General features: G+C 72.6%; 8 protein-coding genes and 1 riboswitch. Of the genes, 1 reads left to right on the top strand and 7 read right to left on the bottom strand.

What is annotated here, in order from left to right; genetic code table 11:
• Positions 1–55 precede the first annotated feature (55 nt).
• From cobI to AQI70_RS00335, 7 genes are read right to left on the bottom strand one after another with little or no spacing between them, the layout of a single operon-like run.
• Entirely contained in the window at positions 56–802 is a 747-nt protein-coding gene (cobI, locus tag AQI70_RS00365; RefSeq protein ID WP_062142405.1) for a precorrin-2 C(20)-methyltransferase, read from the bottom strand.
• Positions 787–2,244 carry a cobyrinic acid a,c-diamide synthase CobB gene (locus AQI70_RS00360; RefSeq protein ID WP_062144858.1) on the bottom strand — a complete coding sequence of 486 codons (1,458 nt, stop codon included), beginning with the start codon at positions 2,242–2,244 and terminating at the stop codon, positions 787–789. Before AQI70_RS00360 ends, cobI begins: the two co-directional genes overlap by 16 nt.
• Positions 2,241–2,840 carry a cob(I)yrinic acid a,c-diamide adenosyltransferase gene (cobO, locus tag AQI70_RS00355; RefSeq protein ID WP_062142403.1) on the bottom strand — a complete coding sequence of 200 codons (600 nt, stop codon included), beginning with the start codon at positions 2,838–2,840 and terminating at the stop codon, positions 2,241–2,243. The genes AQI70_RS00360 and cobO overlap by 4 nt, the downstream gene beginning before the upstream one ends.
• The gene (locus tag AQI70_RS00350; protein WP_062142401.1) at positions 2,840–4,834 is read right to left on the bottom strand and encodes a putative cobaltochelatase; all 1,995 of its coding nucleotides are present in this window, start codon (positions 4,832–4,834) and stop codon (positions 2,840–2,842) included. Before AQI70_RS00350 ends, cobO begins: the two co-directional genes overlap by 1 nt.
• On the bottom strand, positions 4,831–8,502 hold the full coding sequence (gene cobN / locus AQI70_RS00345; protein ID WP_062142399.1) for a cobaltochelatase subunit CobN: 3,672 nt from the start codon (positions 8,500–8,502) through the stop codon (positions 4,831–4,833). The genes AQI70_RS00350 and cobN overlap by 4 nt, the downstream gene beginning before the upstream one ends.
• Positions 8,499–10,019, bottom strand: a complete 1,521-nt coding sequence (locus tag AQI70_RS00340) for a cobyric acid synthase (protein ID WP_062142397.1) — start codon at positions 10,017–10,019, stop codon at positions 8,499–8,501. Before AQI70_RS00340 ends, cobN begins: the two co-directional genes overlap by 4 nt.
• Positions 10,016–10,987 (bottom strand): cobalamin biosynthesis protein, encoded by a 972-nt coding sequence (locus tag AQI70_RS00335; RefSeq protein WP_062142395.1) that lies wholly within the window; start codon positions 10,985–10,987, stop codon positions 10,016–10,018. Before AQI70_RS00335 ends, AQI70_RS00340 begins: the two co-directional genes overlap by 4 nt.
• Positions 10,988–11,089: 102 nt before the next feature.
• Positions 11,090–11,229: riboswitch (cobalamin riboswitch) on the bottom strand.
• A gap of 219 nt (positions 11,230–11,448) precedes the next feature.
• Here AQI70_RS00335 and AQI70_RS00330 point away from each other — a divergent pair.
• A complete protein-coding gene (locus AQI70_RS00330; RefSeq protein ID WP_062142393.1) occupies positions 11,449–15,906 on the top strand; it encodes an nSTAND1 domain-containing NTPase in 4,458 nt (1,485 codons plus the stop codon).
• Positions 15,907–15,971 lie beyond the last annotated feature (65 nt).

The raw sequence follows: 15,971 nt of genomic DNA, 5'->3' as shown, positions 1-15,971 counted from the left end.
TCCTCTCCTGCAAAGGGGTCAGCGGGGATGGGTGGTGCGGGGCGGCGTACGGGCGTCAGAGCTTGCCGCCCCGCCCGCCGTCGCGCCGCGCGGGTGCGATGAGCGTCGAGAGATAGGGCAGGGGAGCGCCGTCGAGCTCGGCGGCCGGCCGGATCGACTCCTCCTCCAGCCCGAGCGCGGACCCCCACACCGCGTCCTGGATCCGCCCGGTCTCCCGCAGCGCCTCGGCGACCTCCCGGGCCTGCCGGCCGAACTTGTAGGCGACGACGGTCCCGGGCCCGGCGAGGGCCTCCTTGAGCACGGTCGCCCCGGCGGTGACGGGCACCAGCGTGAGCGGCTCGGTCCCCTCGGTCAGCACGGCGCCCGACCGCGCGGCGAGGTCCTGCATGGCGGTGATGCCGGGCACGGTCTCGACGACGGTGTCGGGCACCGACTCGCCGACGGTCTGGGCGAGATAGGTGAAGGTGGAGTAGACGTTGGGATCACCGATGGTCGCGAAGGCGACGACGGCGTGCCGGCGCAGCAGCTCGGCCACCCGCTCACCCGCCGCGTCCCAGGCGGCCTCGCGCCGAGCCCGGTCGGTCCGCTCATTGAGGGCGAACACGACGCGGACGACCTTCTCCTCGGGCACGTAGTGCAGCACGGTCGCTTCCGCACGGCCCCGCTCGCCGGTGTCCATGACGGGTACGACGACGACATCGGCGGCGCGCAGCGCGTTGACGCCCTTGACGGTCACCAGCTCCGGATCACCGGGACCGACCCCGACTCCGATCAACCTGCTGCTGCTCATGACGTCCGGCACCTCTCCACGAACCGACGGGCGACACCGGGCCGTGCGGCCCAGTGCGTGTGCAGATAACTCGCGTGCACGCCCTGCTGTACGAAACCTTCGACCCGCCTTCGCGGGGCGCGCACACCCCACGCGGGTGCCGTCCCCGAGCCCGGCTCGACGACGGTCCGATGAAACTCGTGCGCCCGCATCCGCGTCCCGGCGGCGGCGAGGGAGCTGTCGCTGACGGCAACGGCGTCCCGATACCCGAGGGTGAGCCGCTCGCTCATCCGGGCGGTGGCATCGAGCACACCGCACATCGGCTGCCCGTCGAGCTCACGGCACAGATAGAGCAGGCCCGCACACTCGGCGGCGACGGGAGCACCGCTCTGCGCGAGGGCGGCGACGGCCTTGCGCAGCGGTTCGTTGGCGGACAGCTCGGCGGCATACACCTCGGGGAAGCCGCCCCCGATGACCAGGCCGCGGGTCCCGTCCGGGAGTTGTTCGTCCCGCAGGGGGTCGAAGGGCACGACTTCGGCACCGGCGGCGGTGAGCAGCTCGGCGTGTTCGGCGTAGGAGAAGGTGAAGGCGGGGCCCCCGGCGACGGCAACCACCATCCCGTCTGGGGGTGCCCCCTCTGGGGGAGTTTGAGGACGAGGCCCTTGGGGCCTAAGCGGGGGTCTGGGGGCGGCAGCCCCCAGGGTCGGGACGGGAAGGGGCGGCGGGGGCGAGGAAGCCACAACCTCAGCCGCATCCCAAGCCGCACACGACAACGCACCCGCGCCGCGCGCCAACCCCAGCAACGCCTCCAGATCGCACCCGCCGGAGACCTGCGCCGCCATCGCCGCCACGGCCTCCACAGCGGCAGCGTGCCGCTCGGCGACCGGCACCAGCCCCAGATGCCGCGACGGCGTGTCCACCTGGGCCACCCGCCGCAGCACCCCCAGCACAGGCACCCCCGCCTGATCCAGGGCGTCCCGCAGCAACTCCTCATGCCGATCCGACGCGACCTTGTTCAGAATCACGCCCCCTACCCGCACCTCCGGATCCCAGGACGCGAACCCGTGCACGAGCGCCGCCACCGACCGCGACTGCGACGACGCGTCCACGACCAGCACGACCGGCGCCCGCAGGAGCTTGGCGACATGGGCGGTGGACGCCAGTTCACCCTCCCCCGCGGCTCCGTCGTACAGCCCCATCACACCCTCGACGACGGCGAGGTCACAGCCCCGCGCCCCATGCAGGAACAACGGCCCGACCAGCTCAGGACCGCACAGATACGCGTCGAGGTTCCGCCCCACCCGCCCGGTGGCGAGCGCGTGATACCCGGGATCGATGTAGTCCGGCCCCACCTTGTGCGGGGACACGGCAAGCCCCCGCGCGGCGAACGCGGCCATCAACCCCGTGGCAACGGTGGTCTTGCCGCTGCCCGAGGAGGGCGCGGCGATGACCAGCCGAGGGACGGAAGAAGTCACCACTCGATGCCCCTCTGGCCCTTCTGGCCCGCGTCCATGGGGTGCTTGACCTTGGACATGTCGGTCACGAGGTCGGCGAAGTCGACGAGCTTGTCGGGCGCGTTCCGCCCGGTGATCACCACATGCTGGGTCCCCGGCCGGTTCCGCAGCACGTCGATCACCTCATCGGTGTCCACCCACCCCCAGTGCATCGGGTACGCGAACTCGTCGAGCACGTACAGCCGGTACGTCTCGGCGGCCAGGTCCCGCTTGACCTGCTCCCAGCCCTCCCGGGCCTTCTCCTCGTTGTCCATCTGATCGTCGCGCTGCACCCACGACCAGCCCTCACCCATCTTGTGCCAGTCGACGGACCCGCCCTCCCCGGACGCTCCCAGCACCCGCAGCGCGTTCTCCTCGCCGACCTTCCACTTGGCCGACTTGACGAACTGGAACACCCCGATGGGCCACCCCTGGTTCCAGGCACGCAGAGCGAGCCCGAAGGCGGCGGTCGACTTGCCCTTGCCCACCCCCGTGTGCACGACCACCAGAGGCCGGTTACGACGCTGACGGGTGGTCAGCCCGTCGTCCGGTACGACACTCGGCTGCCCCTGAGGCATTACGCGGCCCTCCTCTGTACGTCCTTCACCAGTCCGGCGATGCTCTCCGCCCGCAGCTCGTCCAGCGTCACCGCCGTACCGCCGAGCTCACCCGCGAGCTGCCCCGCGAGCCCCAGCCGCACGGGCCCCGACTCACAGTCGACGACCACCGAGGCGACCCCCTCGGCCGCGAACAGCCGCGCCGCCCGCCCGGCCAGCGCGACCGGCTCGGGCCCACCGGTGGCCCGCCCGTCCGTCACCACGACGACCAACGCCCGCCGGGCCGGATCCCGCAGCCGCTCCACCCGCAGCACGTCATGCGCCTTCAGCAGCCCGGCCGCGAGCGGAGTCCGCCCACCGGTCGGCAGCGACTCCAGCCGAGCCGCCGCCGCGTCCACCGACGAGGTCGGCGGCAGCGCGACATCCGCGGCCGACCCCCGGAACGTCACCAGCCCCACCTTGTCCCGCCGCTGATAGGCGTCCAGCAGCAGCGACAGCACGGCCCCCTTCACGGCACTCATCCGCTGCCGGGCCGCCATCGACCCCGAGGCATCCACGACGAACAGCACGAGATTCCCCTCGCGCCCCTCCCGTGTCGCCTGCCGCAGATCGTCCCGGCGCACCACCAGCCCCGGCCCCGACCGGCCCCGAGCCCGCTGATGCGGCGCGGCGGCCTGCACGGTCGCCGCCAGATGCAGCTTGGTCAGCGCGCCCCGGGGCCGCCGGGCCCCGGTCGTCCGCCCGTGCTCGGTCCGGGCTCGCGAGCGCCGCCCGGCGGCACCCTCGCCGATGCCCGGCACGCTCAGCACCTTCGTACGGAAGGGCTCGGAGGCCCGCACGGCCTGCTGCTCGCCCGAACCGGCCCCGGACGTCTGCGGCTCGCCCTCCCCGGCCTCGGGACGCGCCGCGGTGTCACCGCCCTGCGGCCCACCGTCGGAGTCGGCAGGCGGCTGCCCACCGCCCCCGCCCCCGGGCCCGTCCGGGTCGGGGTCCTCGTCGCCCTCCCCGGAGAACTGCTCCAGCGTCTCGTCGAGCTTGTCCTCGTCGAGCCCCGGCGCGTCGAAGGGGTTACGGCGCCGGCGGTGCGGCAACGCCAGCAGCGCGGCCTGCCGCACATCCTCGGCCAGCACCTCGGTCCGTCCGGCCCACGCGGCCAGCGCGGTGGCCGTACGGGCCATCACGATGTCGGCCCGCATCCCGTCCACCTCGAACGCGGCACAGGTCGCCGCGATCTGCCGCAGCGCCCCGTCACCGAGCCGCACCGAGGGCAGCAGCCGCCGTGCCGCGACGATCCGCCCGCGTACGGCGGCCTCCTCGTCGGCCCAGCGCGCGGCGAAGCCGGCCGGGTCGTCGTCGTAGGCGAGCCGCCGCCGTACGACCTCCACCCGCTGCTCCGGCTCCCGCGAGGCCGCCACCTCCACGGTCAGCCCGAACCGGTCGAGCAGCTGCGGTCGCAGCTCGCCCTCTTCCGGGTTCATGGTGCCGACGAGCAGGAACCGCGCCGCGTGCCGCACGGAGACACCCTCGCGCTCCACGTACGACGCACCCATCGCGGCCGCGTCCAGCAGCAGGTCGACCAGGTGATCGTGGAGGAGGTTGACCTCGTCGACGTAGAGGATCCCGCGGTGCGCGTCGGCGAGCAGGCCGGGCTCGAAGGCCTTCACGCCCTCGGCGAGCGCCCGCTCGATGTCCAGCGCGCCGACCAGCCGGTCCTCGGAGGCGCCGACGGGCAGTTCGACCATGCGGGCCGGGCGCTCGGCGCCGCCGCCGCTCTCGTGCGGCCCGTCCGGGCAGGACGGGTCCGGCGCGGCGGGGTCACAGGAGAAACGGCAGCCGGGGACGACCGCGACCTCGGGCAGCAGCGCCGAAAGGGCCCGTACCGCCGTGGACTTGGCGGTGCCCTTCTCGCCGCGCACCAGCACACCGCCCACCGCCGGCGACACGGCGTTCAGCAGCAGCGCGAGCCGCAGGTCGTCCTGGCCGACAACGGCCGTAAAGGGAAAGGGGGTGGTCACTTCTCGTCGCCCTCCAAGTCGCCTTCCAGCTCCAGGTAGGTGGCGCGCAGCCGCTCCAGCGTGTCCGCGTCCGGCTCGGCCCACAGGCCGCGGTCCGCGGCCTCCAGGAGCCGTTCGGTGATGCCGCGCAGCGCCCACGGGTTGGACTTCTTCATGAAGTCCCGGTTCTCGGCGTCGAAGACGTACTCGGCCGACAGCTTCTCGTACATCCAGTCGTCGACCACGCCCGCGGTCGCGTCGTAGCCGAAGAGGTAGTCCACGGTCGCCGCCATCTCGAAGGCGCCCTTGTAGCCGTGCCGGCGCATGGCCGCCATCCAGCGCGGGTTGACGACGCGGGCGCGGAAGACGCGGTGGGTCTCCTCGCCCAGCGTCCGGGTCCTCACCTGGTCCGGAGTCGCCGAATCGCCCACGTACGCCTCGGGGTTGGCGCCGGTCAGGTGCCGCACCATGGCGACCATGCCGCCGTGGTACTGGAAGTAGTCGTCGGCGTCGACGAGGTCGTGCTCGCGCGTGTCGACGTTCTTCGCGGCGACGGCGATCCGCTTGAACGCGGTCTCCATGTCCCCGCGCGCCGCCCGCCCGTCGAGCCCGCGCCCGTAGGCGTAGCCGCCCCAGACGGCGTACACCTCGGCCAGGTCGGCATCGCTGCGCCAGTTGCGGGCGTCGATCAGCGGCAGCAGACCGGCGCCGTACGCGCCCGGCTTGGAGCCGAAGACACGGGCCGTCGCGCGCCGCCGGTCGCCGTGCTCGGCGGTGTCCTCGTCGGCGTGGGCCTTGACGAAGTTCCGCTCGGCGGGCTCGTCCAGCTCGGCGACCTCGCGGACGGCGTCGTCGATCAGGCCGACGACGTGCGGGAAGGCGTCCCGGAAGAAGCCCGAGATACGCACCGTGACGTCCATGCGAGGACGCCCGAGCTCCGCCAGGCCGATGACCTCGAAGCCGGTCACCCGCCGCGAGGCGTCGTCCCACACCGGACGGCAGCCCAGCAGGGCGAGGATCTCGGCGATGTCGTCGCCCTGGGTGCGCATCGCGGACGTGCCCCACACCGTCAGGCCGACGGACTTCGGATACTCGCCCGTGTCCTGGAGATACCGCTGCACCAGCGAGTCGGCCAGCGACTGCCCGACCTCCCAGCTCAGCCTGGACGGGATGGCCTTGGGGTCGACGGAGTAGAAGTTCCGGCCGGTGGGCAGGACGTTGACCAGTCCGCGCGTCGGCGATCCCGAAGGCCCCGCCGGGACGTAACCGCCGTCGAGCGCCTTGAGGATGTGGCCGATCTCGTCGGTGGTGCGGGCGAGCCGGGGCACGACCTCGGTGCAGGCGAACTCCAACACCCGGGCCGCTTCCGGCAGTTCGGTGCCGAGGACGGCACGGATCATCGGGCCGCTCTCGGCCACCGCCCAGCCGCGCTCCTCCATGCCCTCCGCGATCCGCCGGCACAGCTGCTCCAGCAGATCGATGCTGTCGGCGGCCGTACGCGACGGGCCCTCGACCAGCTCCGTCAGCTCCGCCGGCACCTTCACGGGAGCACCCGGCTCCGCCAGCAACTCCTTCTCGACGAGCCCGAAGTGGGCCGCCAGCGAGGCCCGCAGCCCGGGCAGCGCGTTCGCCTGCCCGCCCCACACCTGCGAGGCGCGCAGCACGGCGAGCACCAGGTTCACGCGCGGCTCGCCCACCGGACCGCCGCCGAGGATGTGCAGACCGTCCCGGATCTGCACGTCCTTGATCTCGCACAGATAGCCGTCGATGTGCATGACGAACTCGTCGAACTCGTCGTCGTCCGGCTGCTCCGCGACATGCAGGTCGTGGTGGAGTTCGGCCGCCTTGACCAGCGTCCAGATCTGGGCGCGCACGGCCGGTGCCTTCGCCGGGTCAAGGTCCGAGACGAGCGCGTACTCGTCGAGGAGCTGCTCCAGCTTGGCCAGGTCGCCGTAGGTGTCGGCCCGTGCCATCGGCGGCACGAGGTGGTCGACGACGGTGGCGTGCCCGCGCCGCTTGGCCTGGGTGCCCTCGCCGGGGTCGTTGACGATGAACGGGTAGATCAGCGGCAGGTCGCCGAGGACGGCGTCGGGGGCACAACCGCCGCTGAGCCCGAGGCCCTTGCCGGGCAGCCACTCCATCGTGCCGTGCTTGCCCATGTGCACGATCGCGTCGGCGCCGAAGCCCCCCTGCGATGTCGCAGCCTCCAGCCACCTGTACGCCGCCATGTAGTGGTGCGACGGCGGCATGTCCGGATCGTGGTAGATCGCGATCGGGTTCTCGCCGAAGCCGCGTGGCGGCTGGATCATCACGACGACGTTCCCGAACCGCAGCGCGGCCAGCACGATGTCCTCGCCGTCGACGTACAGCGACCCCGGCGGCTCGCCCCACGCCTCGACCATCGCGTCCCTGAGCTCCGGGTCGAGCTTGTCGAACCACGCCCGGTAGTCGGCCAGCGGCACCCGCGCGGGCGCGGCGGCCAGCTGCTCCTCGGTCAGCCACTCGACGTCGTGCCCGCCGGCCTCGATGAGCCGGTGGATCAGCTCGTCGCCGTTGTCCGGGTACTCGGTCAGGCCGTACCCGGCCTGCTTGAGGGCGTCCAGGACCCGCACCGCCGACGCGGGCGTGTCCAGGCCGACCGCGTTGCCGACACGCGAGTGCTTGGTCGGGTAGGCGGTGAAGACGAGCGCGAGCTTCTTGTCGGCGTTCGGCTTGTGCTTCAACCGGGCGTGCCGTACGGCGATCCCGGCGACGCGCGCGGCCCGCTCCGGGTCGGCGACGTACACGGGCACGTCGTCCGGGCCCTGCTCCTTGAAGGAGAACGGGACGGTGATCAGCCGGCCGTCGAACTCCGGGATCGCGACCTGCATCGCCGCGTCCATGGGGGAGAGGGCGGCATCCGACTCCTCCCAGGCGGCACGCGAGGAGGTGAGGCAGAGACCTTGCAGCACCGGCACGTCGAGCTCGGCGAGCCTGCCGATGTCCCACGCCTCCTCGTCACCGCCCGCCGACGCCTGCGAGGCGTGCGTGCCGCCCGCGGCGAGGACGGTGGCGACCAGGGCGTCCGCCTTCGCCAGCAGCGCGAACAGCTCCGGGTCCGCACCGCGCAGGGAACCGCAGTACACGGGCAGGGCGTTGGCGCCGTGCGCCTCGATGGCGTCGCACAGGGTGTCCACGAAGGCGGTGTTGCCGCTCAGCTCATGGGCCCGGTAGAAGAGCACGCCGACGGTCGGACGGCCCTCGACGGCAGGACGCTCGCCATGGACGCCGTACTCCGGCATCTTCTGCGGCTCGACGAACCCCTCGCCGGTCAGCAGCACGGTGTCGGAGAGGAACCGCGCGAGTTCCGTGAGGTTGGCGGGCCCGCCCTCGACCAGGTACTTCAGCGCCTCGGCCACCACGCCGGCCGGGACGGACGACTCGGCCATCAACTCCGCGTCCGGCACGGCCTCGCCGCCCAGCAGTACGGTCGGGATGCCCGAGGCCTTCAGCCTGGCCAGCCCGTCCTCCCAGGCCCGCTTGCCGCCCAGCAGCCGTACGACGGCGATGTCCGCCCCGTCCAGCAGCGCGGGCAGTTCGCCGTCGACGTCCACGCGGGTCGGGTTGCCGATCCGGTAGTCGGCACCGGAGGCGGCCCGGGCCGCCAGCAGGTCCGTGTCGGCGGTCGACAACAACAACACTGTGCTCATGCGGGCGCTCCCGGTGGGATGAAAGGCAGTCCTTGCGGCGCGCCCGACTCGATGAGCCGCCAGAGCGCGTCCGTGTCCGCGTGCTGTTCGATCAGGTCGCCGAGCCGGTCGAGCTGCTCCTCGCGCAGCGCGGCGAACGATGTGCCGTCGGCCGGCACGAAGCGACGGCCCGCGGCGGCCGCCACCTCGCGCAGGAAGGCCCGCCGGAAGCCGTCCGACTCCAGCGAGCCGTGCCAGTGCGTGCCCCAGGTCTGGCCGACCCGGCAGCCGTCGAGGAAGGCCTCGCCCCCCGCTGTTTCGGCGACCCCGTGATGGATCTCGTACCCCTCGACCCGCTCGCCGAGGGCCTCGCCGACCGGCCGGGTCAGGGTCTTCTCGCGGGCGAACCGCACCCGGACGGGCAGGATCCCTAGGCCGTCGACATGCCCGCGCCGGCTCTCGACGTCGTCCTCGATGTGCTCGCCGAGGACCTGGAAACCCCCGCAGATACCGAGGATGGGCCTGTGGTCGGAGGCCCTGCGGACGAGAGCCTCGGCGAGCCCTCGCTCCCGCAGCCACTCCAGCGCGCGAACGGTCCCGCGCGTACCGGGGATCACCACCAGGTCCGCGTCGGCCAGCTCCTCCGGCCGGTCCACGAACCGCACCACCACACCCGGCTCGGCGGCCAGGGCGTCGACATCGGTGAAGTTCGACATCAGCGGCACGGCACACACGGCGACCCGCAGCACGTCCTCGCCCACGGGCGGCGCGACGACGGACTCCCGGACCGTCCCGCGCAGGGACACCCGAAGCCCGTCCTCCTCGTCGATGCCGAGCCCGTGCCGGAAGGGCAGCACGCCGTACGCCCGCCGCCCGGTGAGCCCGTGCAGCATGTCCAGGCCGGGCTCCAGGAGGCTGACATCCCCCCGGAACTTGTTGACGAGGAACCCGGCGACGAGCTCCTGGTCCTCGCGCGACAGCAGGGCGACGGTCCCGAAGAAGGAGGCGAAGACGCCCCCGCGGTCGATGTCGCCCACCACCAGCACGGGCAGCCGCGCACGGCGGGCGAGGCCCATGTTGACGATGTCGGTCCGCCGCAGATTGATCTCGGCCGGAGAACCGGCCCCCTCACAGATCACCGCGTCATATGTGCCCCGCAACTCGGCGAGACAGTCCAGCACGGTCCCCAGCAGCGCCTGCTGTCGCCCGCCGTGGTACCCGCGTGCGCTCAGCTCGCCCACCGGCTTGCCCAGCAGCACGACCTGGCTGCTCTGCTCGCCACCGGGCTTGAGCAGCACGGGATTCATCATCGCGGTCGGCTCGACCCGGCACGCCTGGGCCTGCATGGCCTGCGCCCGCCCGATCTCGGCGCCCTCCCGCGTCACGAACGAGTTGAGGGACATGTTCTGCGCCTTGAAGGGCGCGACCTTGACGCCCTGCCGCACCAGCCACCGGCAGATCCCGGCGGTGACGACGCTCTTGCCGGCGTCGGAGGTGGTGCCGGCGACGAGCAGTCCACCGCCCGCTGCGCCGCTCATGACGTACGTCCTCTCTTGAAGCGATTCTTGAAGCGATCGCTCGTGAGTAGCCGCGCGCCGGCGCACACGCCCAGCGCGAGCCAGCTCACGCGGCGCGAAAGCCGTACGGCACGTTCGATGTCCGCGACCTGAACGGCACGTCCGGTCGCCCCGTTCAGCACGGGCCGGTGCTCCACCCGCCCGCCGTACGACAGCGTCCCGCCCAGCCGCACCCCGAGGGCACCCGCGAACGAGGCCTCGACGGGCCCGGCGTTGGGGCTCGGGTGCCGGCCGGCATCGGCACGCCAGGCCCGTACGGCACCCCGGGGGTCACCGCCCGCGACGGCGGCCAGCACGGCGGTCAGCCGCGCGCCCGGCCAGCCCGCCAAGTCGTCCAGGCGCGCCGAAGCCCATCCGTAGCGCCGGTACTTGGGCGACTTGTGCCCCACCATGGCGTCCAGCGTGTTCACCGCCCGGAACCCGACGAGCCCCGGCACCCCGCCGACGGCCCCCCACACCAGTGCCCCCACGACCGCGTCGGAGGTGTTCTCGGCGACGGACTCGACGACGGCCCGGGCGATCCCGTCGGCGTCCAGCGCCTGCGGATCCCGCCCGCACAGATGCGGCAGCCGGTCCCTGGCCCGCTCGACGTCCCCCGCCTCAAGGGCACGCCCGATGACCCGCGCCTCGCGCACGAGCGAGGTCCCGCCGACAACGGCCCAGGTGGCGGCGGCGGTCAGCGCGACGGAGGCGGTACGGGACGGACGTACGACGTGCTGCGCCGCGGCGCCGAGCGCCACCGCACTCCCCGCGCACACGGCGGTGTGCAGCAGGCCCCACCCGCGATGGTCCCGCCACAACACCCGTTCCACGGCCCCGGCGGCCCGCCCGAACACGGCGACCGGATGCCCCCGGCGAGGGTCGCCGAGCAGCAGATCACCGAAAAGTCCGGCGGCGGCGCCGTACGCGAAGACGCGATCGGCACGCATCGGGGTCAGCCGACCGTCGGTTCAGACGAGGGTCCGACACTGCATCTCGATCGGCAGGCGAGCATCGCGTTATGTCCTCACTCAGGGTGTCCACGCCCTGGTTCGACGAGACCGGCGGTGAGAGTTCCTGGCTCCCGGGGCTTTCTACCCCGGTGACAGTGGCGGGACCGCGCCGGACTCGCACCGGCTTCCTCTCCTGCCGCCGTACATGGCTCCGGCAGTCCACCACGGGGTTGGAAGGGGCGTCAACTTGCTGTTGACCTGCGGCGGGGGAGTGTGCAGAACCCCACATGGCGACACCCGCTAGCACGCCGCCCGGGCCCGGCGGACCGACTCCGGGCGAATTCCCCGTGGCGGGTGGCGTTCCGTGAAGCCGGTTGCGGCGGGAGGCGGCGCCCCCTCCAATACGAGGTACGAAGTACTACGAGATATCCGAGATATGGGGAACTCCACTAAACCGTATGAACATTGACGAAGCTGGAGCACCGGGGGAATCGGCGGGCTTCCTGGAGGATCTCGGCGCGACGGTGGTACGGGTGTGCGGCGGCGACGGGCGGCCCGTCGGGACCGGGTTCCTGCTGGCGCCCGGCACGGTGGCCACCTGCGCCCATGTCGTCGCCGACGCGCTGCACACCGACGCGAGTTCGTCGACGCCGCCCGCGTCGGCGGTGACCGTGGAGTTCCCGCTGCGGCCGGGCGCGGTGAGATACGAGGCGTCGGTGTCGGCCTGGCGGCCCGTGGCCGAGGACGGCAGCGGGGACATCGCACTGCTGCGGCTGCCGGAAGGCGCACCCGCCGGCGCGGTGCGTCTCGGGGCCGCCGGTGACGTCTGGCAACACCGGTTCCGCGTCCTCGGGTTCCCCGCCAGCGCCGAGCACGGTGCCTGGATCGGTGGACGGCTGCTCGGCGCGGTCGGCCAGGGCTGGATCTCGATGGAGACGGACGGCCCGGCCCACCGCATCGGCCCCGGATGCAGCGGGGCCCCGGTCTGGGACGACAACCTGGGCGCGGTCATCGGCATGACGGTCGCGACCGACCGCGGTGCCTCGGCGGTGACGTCGTATCTGATCCCGGCCGCCGCCCTCCTGGACCTCCTGCCCGGCGAGCGCCGTTGCCCCTATCGAGGACTCGACGCCTTCCGCGAGGAGGACGCCGAGTACTTCTTCGGCCGCGAGGAGGAGACCCGCCGGCTCCTCGACGCGGTCGACCGGCACCTGGTGGTGCCGGTCGTCGGCCCGTCCGGCAGCGGGAAGACCTCCCTGGTGCGGGCGGGGGTCCTGCCCCGCCTGAGGGCCGAGGGGTTCACCGTCTCCGAGATCCGCCCACTGCCGGGTACGCGGGCGTCGGTGACGGTGGCTCGGGCGGTGGTGGGGGTGCTGGAGGCGGGGGCGGTGGCAGCCGTGGGGGCGGGTGAGGGCGCTTCTTCGGGGGCGGGCGGGGGTGCTTTCGTGGGGCCGGGCGGGGGCGCTTCTGCCGCGCCTGGGTCTGCTTTGGGGCCTGGGGCGGTGCCGGGTCCTCGTTCTGAGTCGGGCTCGGCGTCCGTGTCGGGTGTTGTGCCCCGGTCCGCCGCTGACTTCGCGTCGGAGGATCCCGCGCCCGCCGGGCCCGCCGTGCCCGGCAACGCCCTGGCCGTCGTCGAGCAGGAGCGCGCCGCGCTCGCCCTGGCCGATCTGCTGGACTCCGCCGACGGCATGACCCCCGCCGAACTCGGACGACGTCTGCTCGACCACTGCGGCCCGCGCGGCCACGTCTTCTTCCTCAACCAGCTGGAGGAGACCGTCGCCGCCGAACCGGCCACCGCCCGCGCCCTGCTGGCCCTGATGGCCGGCATGGTCTCGGTCCCGGCCGACGGACGGCAGCTGCGCGTCCTCGCCACGCTGCGCTCGTCATGCCTGGACGACCTCGCCGACCCCGGCACCGCCCGCGTCCTCAGCGACTGCGCCCAAGTGGTCGCGCCCCTCGACCGAGCCGGCCTCCTGCGTGCCGTCGAGGGCCCCGCGGCCCGTGTCCCCGGCCTCACCCTCGACACCGGCCTGGCCGAACGCATCGTCGACGACGCCGAGGACGAACCGGGCCATCTGCCCCTCGTGGAGTTCGCCCTCACGGAACTCTGGGGGCACGAGAAGGGCATCCGCCTCACCCACTCCGGCTACGAGGCCCTGGGCGGTGTCGCCGGAGCCCTGTCCGCCCACGCCGAGCAGCGGGTCGGCGAGGTCATCGACGCGTATGGCGAGGCGCCGGTCCGCCGTCTGTTCACCCAACTCGCCCGCCCCGACGACGCGGGCGGCTTCACCCGCAAGCCGGTACGCCTCGCGCCCCTGCCGCCGGACCTCCGGGCCGTTGCCGAGGCCCTGGCCACGCACACCCGCTTCATCCGCATCACCCACGGTCCCGACGACGACCCCATCGTCGACCTCGCCCACGAGGAACTGGTGCGCCGCTGGGACCTGCTGGGGGAGTGGCTGGACGATTCCCGCGCCTTCCGGGCCTGGCAGGAACGCCTGTTGCAGGCACTCGCCCACTGGAAGGAGACGGGGGAGGAACCGGGCGCGCTGCTGCGTGGGACGATGCTGGCCACGTCACTGGAGCGGCTCGGGGAGCCGGACCACCGCGACGACATCACCCAGGCCGAGCGGGACTACGTCGAGCTGAGCCGCCGCCACCAGCAACGCGCACTGCGGCGCTGGCGGGCGGCTACGGCGGTGATGGTCGTACTGGCGCTGCTGGCCGGCTATCTCGCGGTGCTGACGTGGCGCGGGCAGCTGGCCGTGGAGGAGCGGGTGCGGACCATGGCGTCCCGGCGGCTGACGGAGGAGGCCGTCCGGCTGGCGGCGACCGATCCGGGCATGGCCGCGCGGCTGTCCGTGGCCGCGTGGCACACCGATCCCGGCAAGGAGGCCCGGCAGGCGCTGCTCCAGGCCTATCTCGGCGGTATGTCGGTGGTCTCCGGGCATGCGGGGGAAGGGTCCGAGCTCATCCGGAGCATCGACGTCACCCCCGACGGCTCCACGGTAGTGACCGCGTCCGCCGGGCTGGACGGCGTCCCGCACGCCCGGGTGTGGACGGGTCTCGCCGACGGGCGGCCGAGCCCGTGGCAGGTGCCGGGACTGACCGGGGGACCACCCGATCACGCCGAGCTGAGCGATGACGGCGAGCTGCTGGCCGTGGTGACCACCGACGGGACGCTCCACTGCTACGACGTACGCGCCGAGGAACTCCTGTGGACCAGCCCGCAGCCGGTGCTGGGCACCGAGCACAAGCCCGCGACGGTGGCCCTCGACTTCTCGGACAGCGGCCGACTGCTGCTCCGCCTCGCGGCCGACCATCTCACCGACGAAGAGACTGCGCACAGCTCCCACGTCCAGGTCTGGCGGAGCCGCACAGGAAAGGCGGAGAAGGCGTCACAGCGGGGGCTGCCGAGTGGTTCGGAGGCGTCCGACGCCGCGCTGGTCGGGGAGGGAAGGGACGTGGTCTATCTCAGTCGTGACGAGGAGGACGTCAAGGAAGCACGGGTGCAGAACCGGGTGACCGGCGCGAACCCGCACCCCATCGCGGACGCCGAGTGGCTCGCCCGCAGGGGCGGGGGTGTCGTGGTGGACCAGGGGCACGGTTGGCATGAGCTCCGGCTGACGGGCTCGCCCGGCGATGCGAGACGGCGGTTCCTGGCCGTCAATGCGGACCGTTCAGACCTCACCGGGCGCTATGCGTTGGAGTCGGTCAGTCATCGGGTGAGCCAGTACGAGGTGGTCGATGTGGAGACCGGTAGGCGGTACCGCGTGCCGGGTGTCCCCTCGTCCGACAGGGAGGAGGAGCAACTGCCCGTCGGCGTCCTCCCGGGCGACGAGGACGGGGCCGCCCCGCGCCTGCTGGTGGCCGCCGGGTCGGATCTTCTGGTGGTGCGGACGCGGGAGGAGCGCAGCATGCCGCTGCCGAGCCTGGAGCCCTTTTCCGGCTTACTGGATGACTCGTACATCAGAAGCCCGGGAGGCGAGTACCGCGCGCAGGTCGTGAACAACGGTGACGACGTGAAACTGGTGGTGGCTCACCGGGGTGAGGAAAGCCACGCGGAACCGGTGGCGGCGGAGGAAATCGAAGAGGGCGTTGCCGACGGGTTCTTCACCATGGACGGCAACCACCTGGTGCTGCAGGACGCGGACGAGGTCTCCGTCCGTGATCCGGACAGCCCGCGGAAGGTGCGTGTGCGGTCCTTTCCGGGCCTCGTCGACCTTGCTCCCCTCCAGGGCAGCGAGGTGGTCGTCCAGACGTCCGACCGACTGATCCGATACGACGTGGCATCGGACGAGGACTCGGTCCTGGACGAGTATCCATGCGACGCTCTCAGCGACCCCTGCACGGGGATCGCAGTCCGTCCCGGAGACCGTAGCGAAGTGTTCATCGGCCACAGCAGCGGCGAAGTCGTCGTCTGGGACATCGACACCGGGCGGGTGCGCGGGAACACCGGCATCACGGTGGCGGACGAGTATGGGGTGATGTTCGTGTTCGGCCCACGGGGACGGACGGTCGCCACGAGACTGGACGGCAGAACCATTCAGCGGTGGGACGTGGCAACCGGCAAGCGCCTGGGACCGGCCGTCGAGGCGGACGAAGACGTGTCGGCGGCGGCGCTGGCGGATGACGGAACCCTGCTGACCGGCAACGGAACCGACAGCCTTGCGCTGTGGCGACCTGAGGACCGGGACGGTCCCTATGTCACGTTTCCTTTCACGGCCGCCCCCGAGGACCTTCGCTTGGCAGCGGGCCGTCTCACCTATCACCAGGCCAATTCCCGACTGACCATCCCTCTGGACGCCGAGGCCTGGCGCAGGACCCTGTGCCGTCACTGGACCCCGTACACCCCGGAGGAGCTGAGGATCCTCAACGACGTCGGAGCGGTGACGGACTCCCCCTGCCCGCGGTAGCCCGGAAACGCAGACCGGGCGGGTCCGGGGAACACCGTCCCCGCACCCGCCCGGTGCGTGCCGTA

The sequence above is a fragment of the Streptomyces curacoi genome (assembly GCF_001513975.1).
Classification (GTDB): domain Bacteria; phylum Actinomycetota; class Actinomycetes; order Streptomycetales; family Streptomycetaceae; genus Streptomyces; species Streptomyces curacoi.
The sequence above is the reverse complement of the archived record's forward strand: the minus strand, read 5'-3'. Positions and strand labels throughout refer to the sequence as shown.

What these genes read in the sequence shown, in the direction of transcription:
- cobO (WP_062142403.1), bottom strand. Translation starts at nt 2,840, where the DNA reads ATGCCTCAGGGGCAGCCGAGTGTCGTACCGGACGACGGGCTGACCACC.
- cobN (WP_062142399.1), bottom strand. Translation starts at nt 8,502, where the DNA reads ATGAGCACAGTGTTGTTGTTGTCGACCGCCGACACGGACCTGCTGGCG.
- AQI70_RS00340 (WP_062142397.1), bottom strand. Translation starts at nt 10,019, where the DNA reads ATGAGCGGCGCAGCGGGCGGTGGACTGCTCGTCGCCGGCACCACCTCC.
- AQI70_RS00335 (WP_062142395.1), bottom strand. Translation starts at nt 10,987, where the DNA reads ATGCGTGCCGATCGCGTCTTCGCGTACGGCGCCGCCGCCGGACTTTTC.
- AQI70_RS00330 (WP_062142393.1), top strand. Translation starts at nt 11,449, where the DNA reads ATGAACATTGACGAAGCTGGAGCACCGGGGGAATCGGCGGGCTTCCTG.